This is a genomic window from Sphingomonas sp. FARSPH, from assembly GCF_003355005.1.
Taxonomy (GTDB): Bacteria; Pseudomonadota; Alphaproteobacteria; order Sphingomonadales; family Sphingomonadaceae; genus Sphingomonas.
The window spans coordinates 2,679,568-2,702,747 of sequence record NZ_CP029985.1 but is presented as its reverse complement, the minus strand read 5'-3'; the positions used below and the strand labels follow the sequence as shown (position 1 = coordinate 2,702,747).

16 protein-coding genes are annotated in these 23,180 nt (G+C 67.5%); 8 read left to right on the top strand and 8 right to left on the bottom strand.

Annotation, left to right across the window (positions count from 1 at the left end):
• Positions 1 to 19 precede the first annotated feature (19 nt).
• Together DM480_RS12860 and DM480_RS12855 are read left to right on the top strand one after the other, a co-directional pair.
• Positions 20 to 1,393, top strand: coding sequence for a carbohydrate porin (locus tag DM480_RS12860; RefSeq protein WP_115379611.1), 1,374 nt, complete (start codon positions 20 to 22; stop codon positions 1,391 to 1,393).
• A 73-nt stretch (positions 1,394 to 1,466) separates the two neighbouring features.
• Positions 1,467 to 2,162, top strand: coding sequence for a VIT1/CCC1 transporter family protein (locus DM480_RS12855; RefSeq protein WP_115379609.1), 696 nt, complete (start codon positions 1,467 to 1,469; stop codon positions 2,160 to 2,162).
• Between the two features lie 42 nt (positions 2,163 to 2,204).
• Here DM480_RS12855 and katG read toward each other — a convergent pair whose 3' ends face one another.
• Complete coding sequence (katG, locus tag DM480_RS12850) at positions 2,205 to 4,478, bottom strand: catalase/peroxidase HPI (RefSeq protein ID WP_115379607.1); 2,274 nt, start codon at positions 4,476 to 4,478, stop codon at positions 2,205 to 2,207.
• 277 nt (positions 4,479 to 4,755) lie between these two features.
• On the opposite strand from katG, the gene DM480_RS12845 reads away from it, so the two are divergent.
• Positions 4,756 to 6,591, top strand: a complete 1,836-nt coding sequence (locus DM480_RS12845; protein ID WP_115379605.1) for a DUF885 domain-containing protein — start codon at positions 4,756 to 4,758, stop codon at positions 6,589 to 6,591.
• 108 nt (positions 6,592 to 6,699) lie between these two features.
• Positions 6,700 to 7,128, top strand: coding sequence for a glycine zipper 2TM domain-containing protein (locus DM480_RS12840; RefSeq protein ID WP_115381303.1), 429 nt, complete (start codon positions 6,700 to 6,702; stop codon positions 7,126 to 7,128).
• Between the two features lie 58 nt (positions 7,129 to 7,186).
• Here the strand turns inward: DM480_RS12840 and DM480_RS12835 are convergent, their stop codons facing one another.
• Positions 7,187 to 8,821, bottom strand: coding sequence for a M28 family peptidase (locus DM480_RS12835; RefSeq protein ID WP_115379603.1), 1,635 nt, complete (start codon positions 8,819 to 8,821; stop codon positions 7,187 to 7,189).
• A 49-nt stretch (positions 8,822 to 8,870) separates the two neighbouring features.
• Positions 8,871 to 9,389, bottom strand: coding sequence for a hypothetical protein (locus DM480_RS12830; RefSeq protein WP_157968796.1), 519 nt, complete (start codon positions 9,387 to 9,389; stop codon positions 8,871 to 8,873).
• A gap of 207 nt (positions 9,390 to 9,596) precedes the next feature.
• Here DM480_RS12830 and DM480_RS12825 point away from each other — a divergent pair, with 207 nt between their 5' ends.
• Both DM480_RS12825 and DM480_RS12820 read left to right on the top strand, forming a co-directional pair.
• Complete coding sequence (locus DM480_RS12825) at positions 9,597 to 12,611, top strand: TonB-dependent receptor domain-containing protein (protein WP_115379599.1); 3,015 nt, start codon at positions 9,597 to 9,599, stop codon at positions 12,609 to 12,611.
• A gap of 97 nt (positions 12,612 to 12,708) precedes the next feature.
• Positions 12,709 to 13,962 carry an aspartyl/asparaginyl beta-hydroxylase domain-containing protein gene (locus tag DM480_RS12820; RefSeq protein ID WP_115379596.1) on the top strand — a complete coding sequence of 418 codons (1,254 nt, stop codon included), beginning with the start codon at positions 12,709 to 12,711 and terminating at the stop codon, positions 13,960 to 13,962.
• A gap of 22 nt (positions 13,963 to 13,984) precedes the next feature.
• Here DM480_RS12820 and DM480_RS12815 read toward each other — a convergent pair whose 3' ends face one another.
• A complete protein-coding gene (locus DM480_RS12815) occupies positions 13,985 to 16,510 on the bottom strand; it encodes a TonB-dependent receptor (RefSeq protein ID WP_115379594.1) in 2,526 nt (841 codons plus the stop codon).
• A 32-nt stretch (positions 16,511 to 16,542) separates the two neighbouring features.
• Positions 16,543 to 17,235, bottom strand: a complete 693-nt coding sequence (locus DM480_RS12810; protein ID WP_115379592.1) for a phosphatase PAP2 family protein — start codon at positions 17,233 to 17,235, stop codon at positions 16,543 to 16,545.
• A gap of 241 nt (positions 17,236 to 17,476) precedes the next feature.
• Here DM480_RS12810 and DM480_RS12805 point away from each other — a divergent pair, with 241 nt between their 5' ends.
• Positions 17,477 to 17,800 (top strand): hypothetical protein, encoded by a 324-nt coding sequence (locus DM480_RS12805; protein ID WP_115379590.1) that lies wholly within the window; start codon positions 17,477 to 17,479, stop codon positions 17,798 to 17,800.
• A gap of 19 nt (positions 17,801 to 17,819) precedes the next feature.
• On the opposite strand, the gene DM480_RS12800 is transcribed toward DM480_RS12805, so the two are convergent.
• Entirely contained in the window at positions 17,820 to 19,238 is a 1,419-nt protein-coding gene (locus tag DM480_RS12800; protein ID WP_115379588.1) for a HAMP domain-containing sensor histidine kinase, read from the bottom strand.
• On the bottom strand, positions 19,229 to 19,909 hold the full coding sequence (locus DM480_RS12795) for a response regulator transcription factor (protein ID WP_115379586.1): 681 nt from the start codon (positions 19,907 to 19,909) through the stop codon (positions 19,229 to 19,231). Before DM480_RS12795 ends, DM480_RS12800 begins: the two co-directional genes overlap by 10 nt.
• Before the next feature lie 124 nt (positions 19,910 to 20,033).
• On the opposite strand from DM480_RS12795, the gene DM480_RS12790 reads away from it, so the two are divergent.
• Positions 20,034 to 20,831 (top strand): glycoside hydrolase family 16 protein, encoded by a 798-nt coding sequence (locus tag DM480_RS12790; RefSeq protein WP_115379584.1) that lies wholly within the window; start codon positions 20,034 to 20,036, stop codon positions 20,829 to 20,831.
• 42 nt (positions 20,832 to 20,873) lie between these two features.
• Here the strand turns inward: DM480_RS12790 and DM480_RS12785 are convergent, their stop codons facing one another.
• Positions 20,874 to 23,126, bottom strand: a complete 2,253-nt coding sequence (locus DM480_RS12785; protein WP_115379582.1) for a beta-glucosidase — start codon at positions 23,124 to 23,126, stop codon at positions 20,874 to 20,876.
• Positions 23,127 to 23,180: the final 54 nt, after the last annotated feature.

Here is a 23,180-nt window from a genome sequence, read left to right as displayed (position 1 = left end):
TCACGACAGGGGGAATGTCATGAACCGGATCATCCCGCTGCTGGCGGGCGCGTGGGCGCTCGCCGGCCCGATGCTGCCGGCAGCGGCTACCGCGCCGGACGTCCAGGATCGCGCGCCGACTGAGACCGCACCCGCCGCGCCTGCCACCACGGCACCGGACGAGACGGTGGCCGTCCACGGCCAGGCGACCTACGTCGTCCAGGCGACGCCCGGTTTCCCCTCCCCATACAGCGGCCCCAACAGCCTGACCCCGCGTCAGGCGCGGGAAACCATCGACGTCACCTTGTTCGCCGGCGTGCGTCCTTGGCGGGGCGGCGAGCTATGGGCGAATCCGGAGGTCGATCAGGGTTTCGGCCTGTCCAACACGCTCGGCGTCGCCGGCTTTCCCAGCGCGGAAGCCTATAAGGTCGGACGCACCAAACCCTATGTCCGGCTGCAGCGGCTGTTCTTCCGCCAGACGATCGGTCTTGGCGGCGCGCAGGAGGCCGTCTCCGGCAGTGCCAACCAGCTCGCGGGCACGCGGACGACGGATCGCCTCGTCCTGACCATGGGCAAGTTCGGCGTCGGCGACGTGTTCGACACCAACAGCTACGCGCACGACCCGCGCGGCGATTTCCTCAACTGGTCGGCGGTGGACACGGGCAGCTTCGACTATGCCGCGGACGCCTGGGGCTATTCGACCGGGATCGCCGCCGAATGGTATCGCGGGCCATGGACGCTCCGCCTCGGCGCGTTCAACCTGTCGACGGTGCCCAACGGCGAAACGCTGGAACGGCGGTTCGGCCAGTACCAGCTCGACGCGGAGGTGGAGCATCGCCATACGATCGCCGGCCTGCCGGGCGCGGTGCGCGTCACGGTGTTCCGGAACCGCGGGCGGTTCGGTCGTTTCGACGAGGCGCTGGCGCGCGGCGCGCTAACCATCGATCCGGTCGACACCGCCAGCGTGCGGCGGCGCCGGACACGCGCGGGCATCGCGGCCAACGCCGAACAGGCGGTTAGCGATACGCTGGGCATCTTCGCCCGCGCCGGCATCGCCGATGGTTCGATCGAACCCTATGACTTCACCGATATCGATCGGACCGCGCAGCTCGGCATGGCAATCGGCGGCGCGCAGTGGGGCCGCGCGGCGGACACGATCGGCGCGGTCGTGATCGTCAACGGCATCAGCGCGGCCCATCGCGCCTATCTCGACGCAGGCGGCATCGGCGTGCTGATCGGCGACGGGCGCTTACCGCATCCGGGCGCGGAATATATCGGCGAGGCGTATTACAAGATCGCCGCGCATCACGGCCTGGCCGTGACGCTGGATTACCAGCTGGTCACCAATCCCGGGTACAATCGCGATCGCGGGCCGGCAAACGTCTTCGCCGTCCGGCTCCACGACGGATTCTGACCAAGCGCTACGCAACCGCGGGCAGATACGGTATCGCGCCATGCGGCATGGTGCCGGATTAGGGAAAACGCGGATGGCCCGTCATCGGGAAAAGCACCGGATCAACCGTACCGGCTGGCTGCGCGCCGCGGTTCTCGGCGCGAACGACGGCCTGCTGTCGACCGCCAGCCTCGTCGTCGGCGTCGGCGCAAGCGGTGCGGAACGGCATGCGATCCTTATCGCGGGTCTTGCCGGCCTCGTCGCCGGCGCGTTCTCGATGGCGGCGGGCGAATATGTGTCGGTCAGCTCGCAGGCGGATCTCGAGGCGGCGGACCTCGCGCAGGAACACGCCGAACTGGCCGCGGACCCTGCGGGCGAGGAAGCCGAACTCGCCGCCATTCACCACGCCCGCGGGCTCAGCTGGGAAACCGCGCGGCAGGTCGCGCACGAACTCAGCGCCCGCGACGCCCTGGCGGCGCATGCCCGCGACGAACTGGGAATCACCGACACCGGCGCGGCGCAGCCCATTCAGGCGGCGGTGGCGTCCGCCGCATCCTTCGCGGTCGGCGGCGCGGTCCCGGTCGCGCTGGCGATTCTCGCACCCCATGCAATCGTGCTGCCGATGGTGACGATCGGCGTGCTCATCACGCTGGCGATCCTCGGCGCGGTCAGCGCGGCGGCGGGCGGTGCGAACAAGATGCGCGGGGCGTTTCGCGTCTTCGTCTGGGGCGCTCTCGCGATGGCGGCCACCGCGCTCATCGGCCATCTCGCCGGGACGACCGTCGGGTGACGCGACCGGGCGGTCCCGCGCGGGACCGCCCGGCATGCCGGCTTACGGATGGACGTCGTAACGGTCGGCCATCATCACCTTGTCCCACACCTTCACGAAGTCGCGCACGAACCGCTCCTTGCCGCCCTTGGCCGCATAGACCTCGACGATCGCCCGCAGCTGCGAATTCGCGCCGAAGATGAGGTCGCAGCGCGTCGCCTTGAATCGCGGAGCACCACCCTCACGGTCGTTGACCGTGAAGACATGGCCCGCCTCGTCGGCCTTCGCCCAGACATAGTCCATGCTGGTCAGGACATCGAAGAAATCGGTGGTCAGCACGCCCACGCGATTCGTGAAGATGCCGGTATCCGATCCGTCCCAATTGGCACCAAGCGCGCGCAGGCCGCCGGTCAGCACCACCCACTCCGGCGCGCTCAGCGCCAGTAGGTTCGCCTTGTCGAGGAACAGTTGCTCGGGCGATAGCTTCCCGCCGGTGATGCTGTCGAACTGGTCGTCGACATAATTGCGGAAGCCGTCGACGACGGGCTTCAGCCATTCGAAGCTGTCGGCATCGGTGCGCGCATCGTCAGTATCCATCCGGCCCGGCACGAAGGGCACCTCCATCGCCATCCCGGCATCCGCCGCCGCCTTTTCCACGGCGGCGCAACCGGCGAGCACGATCAGGTCGGCGAGCGAAATCTTCTTGCCGCCTGCCGCCGCGCCGTTGAAATCCGCCATGATCTGCCGCAGCCGCGCGATCACCGATACCGTACGACGGTTGACCGCCCAGTCCTTCTGCGGCGCCAGCGCGATCCGCGCGCCGTTCGCGCCGCCGCGCTTGTCGCTGTGGCGGTAGGTCGATGCCGCCGAGAAGGCCGTGAACGCCAGGTCGGACACCGACAGGCCGCTATCGAGGATCGTGCGCTTCAGCGCCGCGATATCGGCGGCGTCGATCAGCGGGTGATCGACCGGCGGGATCGGATCCTGCCACAGCAGATCGTCCTCGATCGTTTTCTCGTCGCCGAGGTAGCGCTCCTTGGGCCCCATGTCGCGATGGGTCAGCTTGTACCACGCCTTGGAAAACTGGACGGTGAAATAGTCGAAGTCGGCCAGGAAGCGCTGGCAAATCTCACGGTAGACGGGATCCGTCTTCAGCGCGATGTCGCTGGTCATCATCATCAGCGGGTGCGTCTTGCCCGCGATATGCGCGTCCGGCGTGTGCGGTGCGTCCTTGTTGACGGGCGTCCACTGCAAAGCGCCCGCCGGGCTCCTCGTCTGTTCCCATTCGAACTTGAACAGGTTTTCCAGGTAGCTGTTGTCCCATGTCGTCGGATCGGGCGTCCAGCTGCCCTCGATCCCGTTGGTCATGGTGAATTCGCCTGCTCCGGTGCCTTCGGGATTGTGCCAGCCGAGACCCATCTGCTCGATCGGCGCCATTTCCGGCGGCGCGCCGATCCGGTCGGCCTTAACCATACCGTGGCTCTTGCCGAAGGCGTGGCCGCCGGCAATCAACGCCACCGTCTCCTCGTCGTTCATCGCCATGCGGGTGAAGGCGATTCGAATGTCGCGCGCCGATCCCATCGGATCGCCGTTGGCATAGGGGCCTTCCGGGTTGACGTAGATCAGCGCCTGATGCGTCGCGGCTAGCGGCTGCTCCAAGTCATAATCCGCCTCGCCGTTTTTGCCGCGCCAGCGCGCGTCGCGATTGACCATTTCGTCGAAGGACTTGACCGTCGTCATGTCGACGACCTCCGGCCCCCAATAGGTCGCGTCGTCCGCTTCCCACGCATCATGCCGACCGCCAGCATAACCATACGTCGGGAAACCCATGATCTCGAGCGCGCAATTGCCGGTCAGCACCATCAGGTCGCCCCAAGACAGCGCGTCGCCGTATTTCCGCTTGATCGGCCAGATCAGGCGGCGCGACTTGTCGATGTTGCCATTGTCCCACCAACTGTCGATCGGCGCGAACCGCTGCAACGCCTCGCCCGCACCGCCGCGCCCGTCGGCGATGCGATAGGTACCGGCGGCATGCCATGCCATACGGATCATCTGCGGCCCGTAATTGCCGTAGTCGCACGGCCACCACGCCACCGAACTCGTCAGGAACGCCTTGATCTCCGCCTTCAAAGCCTGAAGGTCGATCGCCTCGAACGCCGCCTTATAGTCGAAATCCTGCCCTAGCGGATTGGCGCGCGGACCGTTTCGGTGGAGCTGCTCGACCCGCAGCCGGTTGGGATACCAGTCCTGCAGCGTCGGTCTGCTGGTGAAGGCGCCGCCGATCCGGTCGCCGCCAAAGGGGCATTTGCCCGCCAACACATCCTTATAGTCGTTCATGAAGCTGCTCCTGCACGGGTCGGCGGCGGATCGGGCGTACGCTCATGACGCTATCCGTCCCGAACGGCCGGACCGCGCCTGATCCACATCAACTTGCCGAACGACGCAGACTCGCTTCGCGTTTCGTAAATTCCCGTTCACGCGCATTTTGGTCGGACGCCGACATTAGGCGCGAAACCATTGGCGGCAGCTTGGAAACGCGCCATCGTGCAGGTCGACACGATCCGGATCGCCGCCAACGCATAGGCGGATCGTGAACATGACGAGGGGACCAATCATGCAAGACCTGCTCCGTATCGCGACGCGCGCCTCCCTGCCTCTGCCGCTGCTCCTCTCCCTCGCTGCGCCAGCCACCGGTACGATGCAGGCGCCGCCCGCCAAGACCGCCGCCACGAACGAGGACGCCCGCCTCACCGCTTTTCTCGACGCGCAATTCGCGCAGGAAATGACGATGCGCCCGCAGCTCGCGACGCGGCTCGGCAGCAAGGAGGGGCAGGACCGGCTCGACGACAACAGCGACGCGGCGATGCTGAAACGGCTGCAATGGCGCCGCGCCAGCGTCGTCGCGATGAAGGCGCGATTCGATCGCGCGCGCCTCTCCCCCGCGGCGCAGGCCAATTACGACATCTGGGCGCTGGAGCTCGACCGGGCGGAAACGGGCTACAAATATCGCCGCTACCAGCCGCCTTTCTACTCCTTCCTGTATTCGGTGCATGCGGAGCTGCCGAACTTCCTCATCAACACGCATACCGTCCGCGATGCCGGCGACATGCACGCCTATAGCGCGCGGCTGCGCGCGATCCCGGCGGTGCTCGACGATGCGATCGCGCGCAGCCGCGCGTCCGACGCCGCCGGTATCCGCGCGCCGCGGTTCCAGATCGAACGCGTCATCACGGGCAGCCGTGCGATCGTCACCGGCGCGCCGTTCGATGGTGGCGCGGATTCGCCGCTGTGGGCCGATGCCAAGGCAAAGGTCGCGGCGCTCAAGCTGCCCGCCACCCAGGCCGCGGCCCTGCTCGACGAGGCGCGCGCGTCGCTGCTCACGATCCAGCCCGCCTATGCACGCGTCATCGCCTGGGCCGAAGCCGACCTGCCGACCGCTCCGTCGGGACGCGTCGGGGCGGTGTCGCTGCCGGGCGGTGCGGACTGGTATGCAGCGGCGCTGCGCATCAACACGACGACCGACCTCACCGCCGACCAGATCCATGCGATTGGGCAACAGGAGGTCGCCCGGATCGAGGGCGAGCAGGACAAACTCGCACGGCAGGCAGGCCTCAAGGACCGGCAGGCCTATTACGACCAGCGCGCCAAGCTCTTCCCGCCGACGCCGTGGACCGATGCGTCGCGCGCCGATTATCTGAAGACCGCCAATGACGCGATCGCGCACACGCGCACGCTGCTGCCCCGCTATTTCGGCCTGCTGCCCGCCCACAAGGTCGAAGTGGTGCGCGAACCGTCGTTCAGCGAGGTTGCCGGCGGCGCGGCGCATGCCGCCGGCCCCAGCCCCGACGGCGTGCGTCCGGGCCGCGTCTACGTTCACCTGCTCGGCAATACGGAAGACCCGGCCGCCGTCTACGACCTCATGTGCCACGAGGGCATTCCCGGCCACGTCATGCAGGGCGATATCCAGGCGCGCCAGACCGGCGCACCCAAGTTCCGCCGCGCCTATGGCTATGTCGCGTTCGGCGAAGGATGGGGGCTGTACAGCGAGGCGCTGTGCAAGGAAATGGGCGCCTATCCCGATCTCGCAGCCGATTTCATGCGGCTCGACCAGGAGCTGTTCCGCGCCGCGCGCCTCGTCGTCGACACCGGCATCCATGCCAAGGGTTGGACCGAACAACAGGCGATCGACTATATGATCTCCACCGGCCGCAGCGGTCCCGATCAGGCGCGATCGGAAGTGCGCCGCTACATCACGCTGCCGGGCCAGGCGACCGGGTACAAGATCGGGATGCTCAGGATTGTCGCGTTGCGGGCGAAGGCGCAAGCCGCACTGGGCCCGAAGTTCGACATCCAGGGGTTCCACGATCTGCTCATCGGATCGGGCTCCATGCCCTTGTCCGTTCTGGAAAATCGCGTCGACGACTGGATCGCGCGCCGGAAAGCCGGCTGAACCGCGGATAACGATAGCATTCAGCAAGGACTCAAAGGCGATTCGCGATAAGCATCCTTGTCGACGCCCAATCGGTGCCGACCCGTTCTAGTGATGGGAGCAGGCAAGATGTTTACCAAGTTTTCGATCGGTGCGGGTGCACTGGCGATGGGCCTGATGTCGCTGGCCCCGGTCGCGGCGCAGGCACAGGATTACTATGGCCGCGGCGATTATTACGGCCGGAGCTATGATGACGACGGGTATCGAGATCATGACCGGGCCTATCGCCAAGCCTATCGCGATGGCTGGAACCAGGGCCCGCGCTATTATGAGGAACGTCGCTATTATCGCGACGCCGGCGACTATCGCTACGCGCCGCGTCGCTGCCAGAGCGGCACGACAGGCAGCGTGATCGGCGCGATCGCGGGCGGTCTGCTTGGCCGCACGATAGACACGCGCGGCGATCGTACGCTCGGTACCGTGCTGGGTGCGGGCGCAGGCGCGCTGGCCGGTAACGCGGTCGCCCGTGCCGACAACCCGGGCTATTGCCGCCGCTGATCGCGGCCCAGCCTGACGACGATAGGAACGGGCGGCATCCGACAGGGTGCCGCCCGTTTCACTTGCGCCGGTCCGCGTCGCTCTTCGCGCGGATCGCCGCAAATTCGGACGACGCCCGCCACGTTGGCCAGGCCTCCCCTGCCGCCAGATCGAACCCGACCCGACGGATCAACGCGATGTCCGCCGCCGCACCGGCGAGGTTCCAGTCGGGCGACCAGGCATCGCAGGTCTGGTGGTAACAGCGCATATAGCCATCGAGCCAGCGCTGCCCCGCCGTCCGGCCGCCGTCCACTAGATCGGGTGCGCCACTGATCGCCATCAGCAGCAACGTCGGCACGCCGCGCCGCGCCAGCGAGAAGTGATCGGCGCGATAGAACAGCCCGCGTTCGGGCAATGCTTCGGGCGTGACAACGCGCCCCTGCGCGCGCGCCGCCGCGGCGAGCTGATCCTCGAGCGAATTCTGCCCGTTGCCGACCAGCAGCACGTCGTGCGCGGGCCCCGCGGTCTGCAAGATGTCGAGCGTCAGGTTGGCGACCGTCTTCGCAATCGGATAGATCGGATGTGCGGCATAGGTTTCCGATCCCAGCAGCCCGCGCTCCTCGCCGGTCCACAATGCGAACACCTGCGTACGTGCCATGCGCGGCGCCTGCGCCGCGGCACGGGCGATCGCGAGCACGCCAGCCGTGCCGAGCGCATCGTCGTTCGCGCCGGGCCGCATCGTCCGCCCCGCCGCGTCGGGTGCGCCCTCGCCATAGGCGTCCCAGTGCGCGCCATACATCACCGTCTCGTCCGGCCGTCTCAGCCCGGTGCGCTTGGCGATCACGTTCCGGCTTTCCGCTCGCGTGACCGCCACCGGCAGGTCGGCCGAAAAACCCGCGCCGGATATCGACACCGGCCGAAAGTCGCTCCGCCGCGCCGCAACGCGCAGCCTGGCGAGGTCGAGGCCGGACGCCGCGAACAGGCGCTCCGCCGCACCGCCCTCGATCCAGCCCTGCACCGCGATCCGCGGGGCGGCGGGGGCGGCCACATCGTAATTTTCGCCGCCCGGCGCGGTCACCGTCGCCCAGCCATAGCCCGCACCCGGCGTATCATGGACGATCAGCGCGCCGATCGCGCCGCGCCGCGCCGCCTCCTCGAACTTGTACGTCCAGCGGCCGTAATAGGTCATGCGCCGGCCGCCGAAGCGCCCCGCGACCGCCTCGGCCGCCGCCGCCTCGAAATCGGGATCGTTGATCAGGAAGACCGCGACCTTGCCCTTCAGGTCAGCGCCCTTGAAATCGTCCCACTGCCGCTCCGGCGCATCGACGCCATAGCCGACGAAGACCAGCGGCGCGCCCTTGATCGCGATGTGTGGATCGGGACGTACGGTGGACAGATACACGTCGCGCCCCGCCGTCCAAGCCATGCCATTGGCCGTGATCGGCCCCTCGCCCGTCCGGGTCCGGATCAGCGGTACGGACTGGACCCAACCACCGTTTTCGCCGCCCGGCTCCAGGCCGGCCGCCTTGAACTGCGCGATCAGCCATTCCACCGTCTTCGCCTCGCCCGGCGTACCGGGGGCCCGCCCGCCGAACGGCGTGGAGGCGAGCGTGCGGACATCGGCAGACAGGCGTTCGGCCGAGATCGGGGCGTCGGCAGGCGCCGCGCCGACAAGCATGGCGGATGCGGCGGCGAACAGGATGGATCGGATCATGGCGCACATGGCTAACGCACCTCGTCCGCCATGACGAGGGGGCTTGAGATCAGCGTATCCGCCGGACCCGCACCGCGCGGCGGCCGGGCGCGGTCGCGATGTAACTGCCCAGCGGCCCCGCCTTGATCGTCACGACGTCGCCCTGGCGCAGACGGTTCATCGACTGTTCGGTCGTCTCCCACACGCCGCCGTCGTCGAGCGTGAAGCGCATCAGCCCGCCCGGCTGCACGGCCGATGCGCGCAACGTCCCGACCAGCTGCTTCAGGCTATCGTCATCCTTGCCGTCGCCGAACAGTTTGATCGACGGCAACGAAAATCCGAACATCGAACGCTTCGTCTTCTGCACCTCCTCCCGGTCCAGCACGACGATCTCTTTGCGCGCACGAGCCTCTTCGACCGCGCTTGCTGCACGGTCATAGCATGCCAGCCGCTCGCCATTGTCCGCCACCTTCCGACATCGTGCCAACGATTGTAACAAATCATTGCCTGGCCCGGGCGCCGTGCTGGCAAGCATCAGCATAATAGACAGCATTTCATCCCCTTTTACATTGTTTCCATACGGCAACATCGCCGATCCATCACGCAATATAGGTAAGAATGTATAGCCTTTTCATTTGTGACCAATTTATCACGGTTACATTTCAATTTCGATCTATTCCGCGAAACCGGATTGTACAGGCATCCGCTCCCTGCGAATTTACCGCATGCGACCGACCGGACAAGGACCGGCGCATCGGCCCGTCCCCATGGGGATGTCGACCATAAAGGGGTTTATATGACGCTAAGCTTTCGTTCCCATCTCCTGACCACGACGCTCGTCGTGGGCGCAGCATTGATCGCGACGCCCGCGCTGGCGCAGACCGCGCCGGCCACGCAGGAAACGCAGCAGAAGACGGACGACCCGAACGCCGCACCGCCAGCCCAGGAAGGCGGCGACATCGTCGTTACCGGTACGCTGATCAGCAATCCGAACCTCGTCTCGTCGAGCCCGGTCAATACCGTCTCCGAGAACGAACTGACGCTGCGCAACACCAACAACGTCGAACAGATCATCCGCGAACTGCCGGGTGCGGTTCCGGGCATCGGTTCGGCCGTGAACAACGGCACCGGCGGTTTCGCGACGATCAACCTCCGCAACCTCGGCTCGCAGCGCAACCTGGTGCTGCTCGACGGAGATCGCATCGTTCCCGCGGCCGCTGGCGGCACCGTCGACCTCAACAACATCCCGACCGCGCTGATCCAGCGCGTCGACGTGCTGACCGGTGGCGCCTCGACCACCTACGGCGCGGACGCGGTGTCGGGTGTCGCGAACTTCATCACCAAGAAGAATTTCGCCGGCATGGAGGCGCAGGCCAGCCAGCAGATCACCGAGCGCGGTGACGCCAACTATTTCACCGCCGACCTGACCATCGGCGCGAATTTCGACGACGGCCGCGGCAATGCGGTGCTGAGCCTCGGCTATCAGGAAGCGGATCCCCTGTATCAGGGCAGCCGCGACATCTCGATCTACGGCATCGGGTCGGGCAATGGCGTCGCATCGGGCTCGTCGACGACGGGCGTGCCGACCGCGATCAACTTCACCAACGCGCAGGCGGCGCTCGCCGGCTTGTCGACCGGCCTCGTCCAGGTCAATTCCGGCGGCACGGCACTGGTGCCGTTCTACAGCGGCTTCAACTTCAACCCGTACAACATCTTCGTAACGCCGTTTAAGCGTTACAACATGTTCGCGCAGGCGAACTACGAGGTGAACGACAACCTCGAAGTCTACAGCCGCGGCATGTTCTCGAAGAACACGATCCAGCAGATCATCGCGCCGTCGGGCATCTTCGGCGAAATGCTGACCATCCCGGGCAACAATCCGTATCTGCCTGCGACGCTGCGCGATCAGCTCTGCCTCGCCAACGGGGTAGCGCTTGGCGCGACCTGCACCGGCGCGACCGCGCTGAACCTGCCGGAAGTCTATCGCCGGTCGGTCGAACTCGGGCCGCGCGTATCGACCTATACCACGACCATGTTCGACTATAAGGCGGGCCTGCGCCTGCGCTTCTCCGAACACGTCAAGCTCGACGTCTCCGGCGCCTATGGCGAAAGCGACCTCAACCAGACGCAGTCAGGTTACGTGCTGCGCAGCCGCGTCCAGCAGGCGCTGAACGCGAACAACACGACGACCTGCACCGTCACCACCAACAATTGCGTGCCGCTCAACCTGTTCGGGCCGGCCGGCTCGATCACCAGCGACCAGGCGAACTTCCTGAACGGCAAGAGCACCATCCAGATCCACACCGCGCTGTCGCAGGCAAAGGCGGTGCTGAACGGCGACTTTGGCACGACCTCGCCCTTCGCCAACGAACCGATCGCGTTCGCGGCCGGCGGCGAATATCGCAAGTACACCTATACCCGCACGCCCGACGCCTATGCGCTGTCGCCGGGCGAGCTGGGCGGTGCCGGCGGTGCGGTGCTGCCCTTCGCGGGCAGCTACGACGTGCGTGAAGCGTTCGGCGAAATCATCGCGCCGCTCGTCGCCGACAAGCCGTTCTTCCACTCGCTGACGCTCGAGGCCGGCGTCCGCTACTCGAACTACAAGGTTCAGGCAGCGAACAATCCGACCTTCTCGGCAACGACCTACAAGTTCGGCGGCAGCTTCGAGCCCGTTGAGGAAATCAAGTTCCGCGGCAACTACCAGCGCGCGGTTCGGGCGCCGAACATCGCCGAGCTGTTCTCGCCGGTGACCACGGGCCTCGACAATCTTTCGCCGGGTCTCGACCCCTGCGTGGGCACGAAGCCACTGGCGAGCGCCAATCTGGCACAGGCATGCATCAACCAGGGCGCGCCGGCGTCCAGCATCGGCACGATCCTCGAACCGCAGTCGGGCCAGCCCAACGTGACCGGCGGCGGCAATCCGAACATCCTGCCGGAAAAGGCCGATACCTACACGATAGGCGTCGTGATCCAGCCGCGCGGCATCGTCCCGGGCCTCAGCGTCGCGGTCGATTATTTCAACATCAAGGTGAACAACGCGATCACCGCGGCGACGCCGGCCGACATCCTGACGCAGTGTTTCGGCACCAATCCGGCGGCGATCACTGCGGCCCAGGCCGCGTCGGCCGCCTGCACCAGCATACGCCGCAGCGCGACCAGCGGTCGCCTGAGCGGATCGAGCGCGACGGTCGCGGGCCTGCCGCAGCCGCTCACCAACCGTGGCCGTCTGCGGACCGATGGCATCGATCTCAACGCGAACTACGCGCGTGACTTCGGCGATGTCGGGCTGAACCTCAGCTTCCAGGGCACCTGGACCGCGCACAACTACTTCCGTGCGTCGGAAACCGCCTACGATCGCGACTGCGTCGGCTATTACAGCACCAGCTGCTCGTCGATCCAGCCGGAGTTCCAGTGGAACCAGCGGACCAGCCTGACCTTCGGGCCGGGCACCTTCTCGGTACTGTGGCGTCATATCGGCAAGGTCCGTTACGAGGCGCTGGCCCCGGATGCGACCGCGCGTCAGGTGACGACGCCGCTGTTCAACGGCGTGGTGACGGGTCCGACCCCGCTCGCCGGTGGCACTTACAACTTCAACGAGATCAAGGCGTACAACTACATCGATCTCGCCGCGCAGGTGGAGGTGAACGAGCACCTGACGTTCACGATGGGCGTCCGCAACCTGTTCGACAAGAAGCCGCCGCTGGTGGGTTCGTCGGCCGGTTCGACCGCCTTTAACAGCGGCAACACCTATCCGTCGACCTACGACGTGCTGGGTCGCCTGTTCACCGTGTCGGGCAAGCTGCGCTTCTAAGCGCCGCGCCCGGCCGGGTTCGACAGGAGGGGGGCGACCGATGCGGTCGCCCCCTTTTTTTGTTCCCACGCTCCCATCCCGAAAGCATGATCGCGCGATGTCCGACCTTCCCCCCGCCGCCCAGCAGTTCGCCTCGCAAGCCATGGCCGCGCGCCAGCGGGGCGATGCGGTTGCCGAACGTGCGGCGCTCGATGCCGCGTTGGCGCACGCACCCGATCACCCGCAACTGCTCAACGCGCGCGGCATGCGGGCGATGGCGGATGGCGAGTTGAAAATCGCGCTCTTCCGTTTCGCCGCGGCGGCTGAGAAAGACCCCGAGCAGCCGGTGCTCTGGATCAACCAGGCGACGGTCCACCGCATGCTGGACGATGCGGACGGTGAACGGCGGGCGCTGGACCGAGCGCTGTGGCTCGACCGACGGAACTTTACCGCGCTGCTTCGCCTCGCCGAATGGCACCAGCGTCACGGCGTTGCCGCCGCCGCGGCACAAGCATGGGCCGGGATCGTGCAGATGGCCGCGGCGATGGACGAGCGGCCGCCCGCCATCGACGACGCGCTGGCGCGCGGCCGCGCCTTCCTGGCCGAACACAATGCCGCGCTCGGGCGCGACATCGCGGACGCGCTGGGGACACGCCCCTCACGACGGATGGCGGCGTGCATCGACCATATGCTCGGGCGCCGCGCGATCTACGCCAATCATTGCGCCGGCGTGCATTTTCCGTTTCTGCCTGCGGACGAGTTTTTCGAACCCGCGCTATTCCCCTGGTTTGACGTCCTAGCCGCGCGGACCGACGCGATCCGTGCCGAAGCGCTTGCGCTGATACGGTCGGACGACTCCGCAATCCGTCCCTATGTCCGCCAGGACACCGGCACACCGACCAACAAATGGTCGCCTCTCGATCATAATGCGGATTGGAGCGCGTGCTTCCTGTGGGAATACGGAGAGCGCAACGACGCAGTCTGCGCGCGCTGCCCCGAAACGGCTGCCGCGCTGGCGGCAGTGCCGCAAACGAATATCCCAGGAAAGGCGCCGACGGCGTTCTTCTCTATTCTGAAACCGCATGCCCACATCCCGGCGCACACGGGGGTGACCAATACGCGGGCGATCGTCCATCTCCCGCTCATCGTGCCCGAAGGCTGCACCTTCCGCGTCGGGGGCGAGACCAGGATGTGGCGTGAGGGCGAACCCTTCGCCTTCGACGACACGATCGAGCACGAGGCGCGGAACACCAGCGACGCACCGCGCATCGTGCTGATCTTCGACGTCTGGAATCCCCATCTGACGCCGGAGGAGCAGGCGATGCTGCAGCAGGTGTTCGCACTGACCGGCGGCGGGAGCGTGCGCCCCTGAGCCGCCGGTCGACGCGAACCGATCAGAAGGCGATGCCGGCGGTCAGCAGGAAGCTGCGGGGGGGCAGGAAGTTGAACTGGTCGAGCATGCCGTAGCCGGATTGATAGGTTTTGCCGTTCACCGTGACGGTCGGCGCGCCGGACGAGGCGGTCGAAATGCTGGTGATCGCGCGGCTGTTGAACACGTTGTTGACCGTGACGCCCAGCTTCAGCCCGCCCTGGATCTGCTGGCTGATCGCGAACTGGCCGATCGAATAGGGCCGGATGCGATAGAGGCGGAAGCCCGGGCTGCCGGTGTAGTCATTGGCATATTGCGGGCCGGTATACTTCTGGTCGAACGACAGGCGGAAGCCCGCGCGGCGATAGATGAAGCCCGCCGCCGCGGTCGTGAACGGCGCCTTGCCGATCTGCGCGTCGGTCTGCACGCTGTGCGCGTAATTGTACGATCCGTTGCCGAACAGCGTCAGGCCGCGGATCGGCATGAAGCCCACCTGCCCCTCGACGCCCTTGTAGCGGACCTGGCCCTGGTTGACGAGCAGCGTCTGGTCGCAGCCGACCGTGGTGCAGGTGCCGATCTTGTTGTTAACGTTGATGATATAGGCATCGGCGTCGAGCGAGACGGTGCGGCCGTGCCAGACGGTGCCGACCTGATAGTTGGTCGTCGTCTGCGGCTTCAGCGCATCGAGCGCGGTCGAAAGCTGGCCCGAGGCGGAATAGAAGCTCGACAGGTCGGGCACGTACATGCCCTGCGCATACTGGCCATAGAAGGACCAGTTGCTCGTCACCAGCCAGTTGGCGGTGAGGAACGGAAGCGTCTTGGTCCAGGTCGCGCTGGTGTCGAGCGGGCTGCGCGTCTTCTGGTTGAGCGCCGCATCGACGCCGCGGGTGAAGTGGACGTATTTGACGCCGGGCGTGATCGACACGCCGTCCGCAGGCCGGATCTCCAGCTCGCCGAACAGCTGATACTGATCCCACGTCGAATGCTGGACGAAGTTGATGTTGGCGAGCGCGATCGACGGCTGCGTCGCGGTCGCTGCGGTGCCGAGATTCGCCTTTTCATTGTAGCTCGGCAGGCCGGTCGTGCGGTCGAGGTCGAAATTGTGGCGATCGGTGACGGCATGTTCGTACCAGCCGCCGACGCGCAGCTTGCCGAAGCCGAAGTCGTAATCCGCCTGGCCGATATAACCGAAGACGCGATATTTGTTCAGCTTGTCATAGCCCAGCACGTCGTTGCCGCCCGACACGGCGACGTAAGGCGACGCCGCGGTCCCCGCACCGGTGAAGCCGGTGACGACGCCGGTCGACTTGACGAGGAAGGTGGGCAGCGTTGCGGTCTTGCTGGCGAGGCCGAACGACGAACTGCCGTTCCCCGACAGCGTATTGTTGGTGTAGCCGTACATATAGGCGCGATTGTCGAGCGACAGCCCGCCGCCCAGATCGCTTTGCAGACGCAAATACGAAAAGTCGGTCGTCTTGTCGGTCCGGTTGTAGCGCCAATAGTCATGCTGCGTCGGATCGTTGCCGAGGCCGTAATTGAACCCGTACATCCCCACCTGCGACGAGGCGGAACAACCCTGCGCGTTCAGCTGGCCGAGCGGCTGCCCGTCGGGCCCCAGCGCGGTCGTCGTCGTCGCCTTCGGATTGGCGGCGTTATAGGCGTCGGTCGCCGCGCTGCCGCAGGTCGCACCCTTCAGCACATCGGACTGATAATAGAAATTGCGGTTCCAGCTGCTCATCACGGTCAGCGTGTTGTGCGCGCCGACCGGGACCACCGCCTTGCCGAACAGATTCTTCGAACCCACCGAAGAGTAGGTCAGGGCGCCGTGCGACGTGAGATATTGGCCGGTCAGGACGATGCGCGTGCCGCCCAGCTTGTCGATGCTGCCGCTTTCGAACAGCGCGCGGGCGAGAAAGGTGCTCCAATTGCCGACGATCGCCTCGGCCTTCGCCTCGGCATCCGGCGTCGCGGCGCGCGAATACATGTTGATGTTGCCGCCATAGCTCGCCTGGCCGAGCTGGCTGGCGTTGCCGGGGCCACGGTCGACGACGACGGTCTCGATCGTGTTCGACGGGAAGAAGGCGGTCGAGTGGTGCGTCGGGTTGTTGGTGTCGGCGAAGGGGATCGAATCGTAGGTGACGTTATATTCGCCGTCCTGGAAGCCGCGGATCGTCGCCTTCGTCTCGCCCAGGCCATAGCCGTTGCCGGTGCCCGAGATGGAGACACCCGGCGTCAGCGCGATAAGCTCGTTCACGTCGGCAGTCGCGGTGGTGTTCTCGATATAATCGCGGCTGACAGCGGATTGCGGCTGCGTCGTGGTGAGCGAAGCGGTGAGCGGCGCGCTTTCCGCCGTGCGCGATCCGGTGACGATGATGTCCGACGTGGTCAGCGCCTGCTTGTCGTTCGCCTGTCCGGCCTGCGTCGCGCTGGTCGTCTGGTCGGACACGGGCGCCCCAGTCGCGGGCGTGACGTCGCCGGGATCGGCGAAGGCGGCGGTGGGCAGGACGAGCGCGGTGGCGAGCAGCGCCGCGCGGGGGGACAGACGGATCATGACGGGTCCTTTCGGCAGAAGATGAAGTGGGGTCAGCGCTGCGTGAGTTCGCGGCGGGCGGCGGCGACCCGATCGGCGAGGCGGGGATCGTGGAGCATACGGTCGGCGACGAGCTGGCCGAGCGCATGGCCCGCCTCGACGTCGGACGGGAAATGGACGGCGCAGATCTCGCGCCCCTCGGCATAGTCGCGCGCGCGGTCGAGCAGGGCCGGGGCGCGATCGGGCATCAGCTGCGCCAGCGTCCAGCCGGTCGACCAGGCGAAAGCCGCGTGGCCGCTGGGGTAACTGTCGTCGGTGCCCTCGCCGTTGGGACAATGCGCCAGCGTCGGATCGGCGATGTAAGGCCGCGTGCGGCGGAAATAGGCCTTGCCGTCGCGCACCGCCGCGCTCGTTTCGTGGCGGACGATCTTGAGCAGCGCAGCGGTGGCGGGCAGCGCGGCGAGATCGCGGCCGGCGGCGATGTTGAACGCATGCGGCGTCTTGTCCTTGCCATCGGCCGCGGCGCGGGCCAGCCGATCGGGCGTCGCGCTATCGTGCAGCGCGCGCAGGAAGCGCAATTCCTGGGCGGTGACCGCGGACGGGGGCGGTGGCGCGGTCACGGCGGCGGGCGCAAGCGCGCGCGGGTCGAGAAGCCGCGGTACGGCGTCTTCTTCGCCGCGCGCAGACGCGTTCGCGGACAGGATGCCGACCGCGCAGGCGATCGGCGCCAGAAACCTGACGATCATGTACGTCCCCCAAAGCCCCGATCGACGTGTCGCGACACCGCGCCCCGATCGGCCCGGCTCGCCGGCTAGTGCGGCCGAATGACACATCCGTGACAGCCCGACCGCCAGCGCGGCGGAAAGCGCCAACATTGCAAACTTAGAATATTGGCATCAGCCCAGTGTCACATTCCAGGTGTCAGGAGCACACACCGTCGGCGTTCGCCGTCGGAACACGCCCTTTTCATGACAGGATCGACCGCCGATGCGCCGCTGGCACCGTATGCTTGCCCCCTGGTTCGCGCTGTTGCTGCTCATCCTCGCCGCCACGGGGCTGGCGACGCAGGCGACCGACCTGCTCGCGCCGCCGCCGGTGAAGAGCGCGAGCGGCGGCCCCGACCAGCCGAGCACGATGAAGCGGCTGAACCGCCTGATCAAACATATCCATTCGGGCGAGACGCTCGGCCCGGTCGGGATCGCGCTGAACATCGGCGGCGGCGTCGCGCTGTTGTTCTTCGCCGGGTCGGGCTTCTGGATGTACCTGTCGATGTGGCTGAAGCGGCGGCGCAACCGGCTGGCTCGCCGCTGAGCGGGCCGCCCATCGCCCGTCAGCCGTCGGCGGCAGGCAACCAGATCCGCACAATGAGGCCGGGTGCACCGTCCTCCAGCTCCAGCCGGCCGTGGTGGAAACGCACGATCGCCTGAACGATGGCGAGGCCGAGGCCGCTGCCACGCCGTCCGGCGCTTGCCGCCCCCCGCTCGAACGGGCGCAGCACACGGGCGCGGTCCGCCGCGGGCAGGCCCGGCCCGTCGTCACGCACGACGATCGCCGCGCCATCGCCATCGCGCGTCGCCGACAGCCGCGCATTGGTGCCCGCCGGCGCATGCATCGCGACGTTTTCGAGCAGGTTGACCAGCATCTGGTTGATGAGATCGGCGTCGCCCCGCACCCGCACCGCGTCGAGCTGCCCGATCGTCAGCCGCCCGCCATGGTCGGCGATCACCGGCTCCATCGTCTCGACGATATCCTCGACCAGCGGGGCGAGCGCGACTGCGCCGATCGCAGCGGGGTGACGGCCGCTTTCGATCTCGGCGAGCCGCAGCAGCGCATCGAAGATGCCAATGATCGCCGCGCATTCGCGCTCCGCCCGGTCGAACGTCGTGGCGAGCGCAGCCCCCTCGCCCGCCTGCTGCGCAGCGCCGTCGCGCAAGGTGCCGCGCAGGCGGGTCAGCGGCGAGCGCAGGTCGTGGGCGAGGTTGCTGGAGAACAACCGCTGCGCGCGGACCATGTCCTCCATCCGGTCGAGCATGCGGTTGAGCGCGTCCGCCTGCGCGGCGAAGACGCCATCGAGCCGGTCGGTCGGGATGCGTCGGCTGAGGTCGCCCGCCGCGATCGCGTCCGCGGTCTGCTGCGTCCCCGTCAGCCGCCGGGCGATGACGTGTGCGAACAGCAACGTCGCCAGGATGCCGAGCAAGGACGCGACCAGCGATATCGCCAGCACCACCTGCGGCAGCAGCTCGCGCAGCGCGGTCGCCGCCTGGCTGCGCTGGACGATGACGAGCAGGCTGCCGCTCGGCAGGCGCGTGGTCAGCGCGCGCCCTTCCTGAACCGCCTGCCCGCCACCGCGAAAACGGACCAGCGAGAAGCCGGGCGATGGCGCCGCGATATCGAGCCGCCCGGCCAGCCGGCGGCCGTCGCGCGCGAACAGCACGTAGGTCCGCTCGCTCAGCACCTTGCGCTGCTGCCAGTCCTCGATCCGCGCGGCGACCGCGGCGTCGCTTACCGGCCCGCCATGCGCGAGCTCCAGATATTTGGTCGCATGCTGGCGCAGCGAGAGGTCGATGCGATGCGCGACCCAGCGTTCGGCGACGATGAAGCCGACCAGCCCAACCGCCGCCATCGCAAGCGCGAAGGCGACGCCGACCTGGATCGCCAGCCGCCCGATGCGGGGTCGGCGCACCGGCGGCGGCGGGGACAGCGGATCGGTCAGGGCCGGATCGGTCAGGGCCGGATCGTTCAGACGCATCGCTCCGAACGAAGGATGTAGCCCGCGCCCCGTTGCGTCTCGATCGGATCGCAGCCGAGGCCGAGCAGCGCGGTGCGCAACCGGCTCATGTTGCTTTCGACGATATTGGTCGTCGGCGCGAAGGAATAGCCCCACACGCCCTCCAGCAGCATCGACCGCGTGATGAGCCGATCGACGTTGCGCAACAGATGCGCGAGCAGCGAGAATTGCTTGCGGTTGAGCACGATCGACGCGTCGCGGAACCATGCCTGGTGACTGCTGGGATCAAGGTGGAGCCGCCCAACCTCCAGCCGTGCGCTTTCCGCGCGCGGGGCGCGCCGGCGTGCGATCGAGGCGACGCGCGCGGCCAGTTCGTCCATGTCGAACGGCTTGGCGAGATAATCGTCCGCGCCGCTTTCGAGGCCCTCGATCCGGTCCTTCACCGATCCCAGCGCGCTCAGCATCAGGATCGGCGTCGCATGGCCTTCGCGCCGGGCATGGTCGATCACCGACAGGCCGGTGATGTCGGGCAGCATCCGGTCGAGCACCACCGCATCGCAGCCCCCTTCGCGCAGCGCCAGGATCGCCTCCGACCCCGTCGTCGCAAGACGCGTCCGGTGGCCGACGCGCTCGAGACCCGCGATGATCTGTCCGGCGATGATCGGATCGTCCTCGACGACCAGCAACTGCATGCACGAGCCCCCCTGCCCTCACGGTCCGCTTGCCCGATGGTGATGACAGTTCGATGTCAGCGGACGATGCGGATTGCGCGGCAGGCGCAAGACGTTACGCCCTTGCGAAACGGGAGAGTGAACCATGCTGATCGCGATCGTCGCCTTGCAGGCCGCCACGCTCGGCGCGACCAACTATGCCGCCGACCAGCCGATCGCCGCGCCCGCGCGTGCGCCCGATCTGGCCGACGAATTTTCGGGCGACCACATCGATCCGGCGACGTGGCGGTTCGACGTATCGCGTAACCGCCAGGGGTGGCCCAACCACGAACTGCAATATTACGGCCCCGAAAATGCGCGCGTCGTCGATGGCGCGCTGGCGATCACCGCGCGCGCCGAACGGCCCACCAAGCCCGACAGCGGCGGCCAGGCCTATACGTCCGCCAAGCTCATCAGCCGCGCGGCGATGGGGTATGGCTTCTATCAGGTCCGCGCGAAGCTACCGTGCGGGCGGGGCATGTGGCCGGCGATCTGGCTGCTTCCCGACAAGGGCGACTGGCCGGCGATGGGCGAAATCGACATCATGGAGATGGTCGGCTGGGACCCGAACGTCATCCACGCGACGCTGCACAGCGCGAAGTTCAACCATGTGGCCAGGACGCAGCGCGGCGCGCAGGTGACGATGCCGACCGCCTGCACCGCGTGGCACGACTATCAGCTCGACTGGCGGCCCGACGCGATCCTGATCGGCGTCGACGGCCGCGCCTATATGCGCGTCGCAAACGACCAGCCGGGCGGCGCGGCGGCATGGCCCTACGACAAGCCGTTCCACCTGATCCTCAACCTTGCGGTCGGCGGCGACTGGGGCGGCGCGAAGGGCGTCGACGACGCCGCGCTGCCGCAGCGGATGCATGTGGATTACGTGCGGTACTGGCGGCGCTAGCCGTGCCTGACGCCCCGGTGCGGCGACCGGGGCGGCGGCGGGTCAGGGTTTCATCGTCTGCGCATCCAGGCGGGCGGTCGACACCATCGTGCGGTCCGTCGCGTCACGTGCCAGCGCGACGCTGTACGTGCCGCCGGCGATCCGCCAGCCGGGCAGGCCGGTATCGTAATCCGCGACGACGCGCGGTTCGGCGGTCAGCGTGATGCGCCGCGTCTCGCCGGGCTTCAGCGTGACGCGCTGGAAGCCCGCGAGCCGCATCGGTTCGCCGCTGCCCGCACGCGCGACGTACATCTGGGGCACGTCAGCGCCCTCGCGCCTGCCGGTGTTGACGACGTCGAACGTCACGCTCAGCGTCCGCCCGCCGGTGACGACCGGATTGCGATAGGCGAATTGCGTGTAGCTCATCCCGTGGCCGAACGGGAACATCGGCGTCAGCCGCTTCTTCTCGTACCAGCGATAGCCGACGTCGGCGCCTTCGATGTAATCGACCGGGAAGCTGTCGAGCACGTAGGTCGACGCCGCCGCCGGATTGGCCGCGGCGGCCGCCTCCAGCCCGGTCAGCCGGTCGAGCCCGACGGGACGCGGGCGCGGCGGCTGGGACGCGTCGGCGGGGAAGGTGATCGGCAGGCGACCCGATGGGTTGACGCGGCCGGTCAGCACCGCGGCGATCGCCTCGCCGCCGCGCTGGCCGGGATACCAGGCCTGCACCACCGCGGGCACCTTCGCCAGCCACGGCATCAGCACCGGACCGCCCGTTTCCATCACCGCGACCGTATGGGGCTGCGCGGCGGCGATCGCGGCGATCAGCGCGTCCTGCTGGTTGGGCAGATTGAGGTTGGGCACGTCGTCCGCCTCGGTCGTCCATTGCGTCGCGAAGACGATGGCAAGGTCCGCCGCCTTTGCCGCGTCCACCGTCGCGTTCAGGCTGCGTCCGTCGACCCAGTCGACGCGCACGCCGGGCAGCGCCTTGCGCAGCGCGGCGAGCGGCGAGGAGGCGTGATAAGTGATGCGCGCGAACGACGCCGATCCGCCGGTCGACAGCGGGATTTCCACCGGCGCGCCGCCGACCGAGCGCACCTGGCTCGACCCGCCGCCCGACAGCACGCCGACGTCGGCATTGCCGCCGATGACGACGATGCGCTTCGCGGTCCGCGCGATAGGCAGCAGGTCGCCGTCGTTCTTGAGGAGGACGATGCCCGCCTCAGCCGCACGCTGCGCCACCAGAGCATGCGCGGCGTAATCCGGCGTCTCCGCGCGGGCGGGCATCGCATTGTCGTACGCCCCCGTCTCGATCAGCCCGGTCAGGTAGCGCGCGACCATGTCGTTCAGCCGCGCCTGCGACACCGTTCCCTTCGCCACCGCCGCGGCGAGCGGCGCACCGAAATAGATCGCCTTGTCCAGTTCCTCGCCGGATTCCTGGTCGAGCCCCGCCTCGGCGGCCTTCACCGTCGAATGGACCGCGCCCCAGTCGCTCATCACCCAGCCGGGATAGCCCCAGTCGCGCTTCAGCACGTCGGTCAGCAGATGCCTGTTCTCGCACGCCCAGTCGCCGTTGACCTTGTTGTACGCGCACATGACCGAGCCCGGGCGCCCGCGCTCGATCGCGATCTGGAAGGCGAGCAGGTCGCTCATCCTCAGCGCCGCCTCGCCGATCCGCGCATCGACGACCATGCGGCCGGTTTCCTGCGCATTGAGCGCGAAATGCTTGATCGTCGAGACGATATTGTTGGACTGGACGCCCGCGATATGCGCGCCGGCCAGCGTGCCGGCGAGCAGAGGGTCCTCGCCCAGATACTCGAAGTTGCGCCCGTTCCACGGATCGCGCGTCAGATTGACGCCGCCCGCGAGCAGCACGTTGAAGCGCTTGTCGCGCGCCTCCGCCCCGATCATCGTCCCGCCCGCACCGGCGATCGCGGGGTCGAAACTGGCCGCGGTGGCGAGGCTGGAGGGAAGCGCGGTGGCGACGTCGCCCTTGCGCTGCTCCACCTGGTTGGCGACGCCGAGCGACGCGTCGCTTTCGCGCACCAGCGGCACGCCCAGCCGCGGCACGCCGTCGATATGGCCCGCGGACGGAATGAGTTCGTTCGGCGTCTTGCCCGCCGCGAACGGCGGGAACAGGCCATGTACCAGCGCGAGCTTTTCCGCATCGGTCATCTGCGCGACGATCCGCTCGGCGCGGGCGCGGGGCGAAGAAGCGCCATCCCCCTTCGCGCTCGCCATCGCTTCGGTCTGCGCCCCCGCGCCTGCGGCCATCCCCGCCGCCGCCAATGCGATCATCGCCAGCCCGCCGGCCATCCTTGCCTTCGTCACCGTCATCCTCCCCAAAATCCTATTTTGGAGACTTGTGTT

Excerpts from the sequence above, each read along its gene's own strand:
- DM480_RS12805 (WP_115379590.1), top strand. The coding sequence starts at position 17,477 with ATGCGCCGCTGGCACCGTATGCTTGCCCCCTGGTTCGCGCTGTTGCTG.
- DM480_RS12825 (WP_115379599.1), top strand. The coding sequence starts at position 9,597 with ATGACGCTAAGCTTTCGTTCCCATCTCCTGACCACGACGCTCGTCGTG.
- DM480_RS12840 (WP_115381303.1), top strand. The coding sequence starts at position 6,700 with ATGTTTACCAAGTTTTCGATCGGTGCGGGTGCACTGGCGATGGGCCTG.
- DM480_RS12795 (WP_115379586.1), bottom strand. The coding sequence starts at position 19,909 with ATGCAGTTGCTGGTCGTCGAGGACGATCCGATCATCGCCGGACAGATC.
- DM480_RS12860 (WP_115379611.1), top strand. The coding sequence starts at position 20 with ATGAACCGGATCATCCCGCTGCTGGCGGGCGCGTGGGCGCTCGCCGGC.
- DM480_RS12790 (WP_115379584.1), top strand. The coding sequence starts at position 20,034 with ATGCTGATCGCGATCGTCGCCTTGCAGGCCGCCACGCTCGGCGCGACC.
- DM480_RS12820 (WP_115379596.1), top strand. The coding sequence starts at position 12,709 with ATGTCCGACCTTCCCCCCGCCGCCCAGCAGTTCGCCTCGCAAGCCATG.
- DM480_RS12810 (WP_115379592.1), bottom strand. The coding sequence starts at position 17,235 with ATGATCGTCAGGTTTCTGGCGCCGATCGCCTGCGCGGTCGGCATCCTG.
- DM480_RS12845 (WP_115379605.1), top strand. The coding sequence starts at position 4,756 with ATGCAAGACCTGCTCCGTATCGCGACGCGCGCCTCCCTGCCTCTGCCG.
- DM480_RS12830 (WP_157968796.1), bottom strand. The coding sequence starts at position 9,389 with ATGTTGCCGTATGGAAACAATGTAAAAGGGGATGAAATGCTGTCTATT.
- DM480_RS12800 (WP_115379588.1), bottom strand. The coding sequence starts at position 19,238 with ATGCGTCTGAACGATCCGGCCCTGACCGATCCGGCCCTGACCGATCCG.
- DM480_RS12815 (WP_115379594.1), bottom strand. The coding sequence starts at position 16,510 with ATGATCCGTCTGTCCCCCCGCGCGGCGCTGCTCGCCACCGCGCTCGTC.
- katG (WP_115379607.1), bottom strand. The coding sequence starts at position 4,478 with ATGAACGACTATAAGGATGTGTTGGCGGGCAAATGCCCCTTTGGCGGC.
- DM480_RS12855 (WP_115379609.1), top strand. The coding sequence starts at position 1,467 with ATGGCCCGTCATCGGGAAAAGCACCGGATCAACCGTACCGGCTGGCTG.
- DM480_RS12835 (WP_115379603.1), bottom strand. The coding sequence starts at position 8,821 with ATGATCCGATCCATCCTGTTCGCCGCCGCATCCGCCATGCTTGTCGGC.
- DM480_RS12785 (WP_115379582.1), bottom strand. The coding sequence starts at position 23,126 with ATGGCCGGCGGGCTGGCGATGATCGCATTGGCGGCGGCGGGGATGGCC.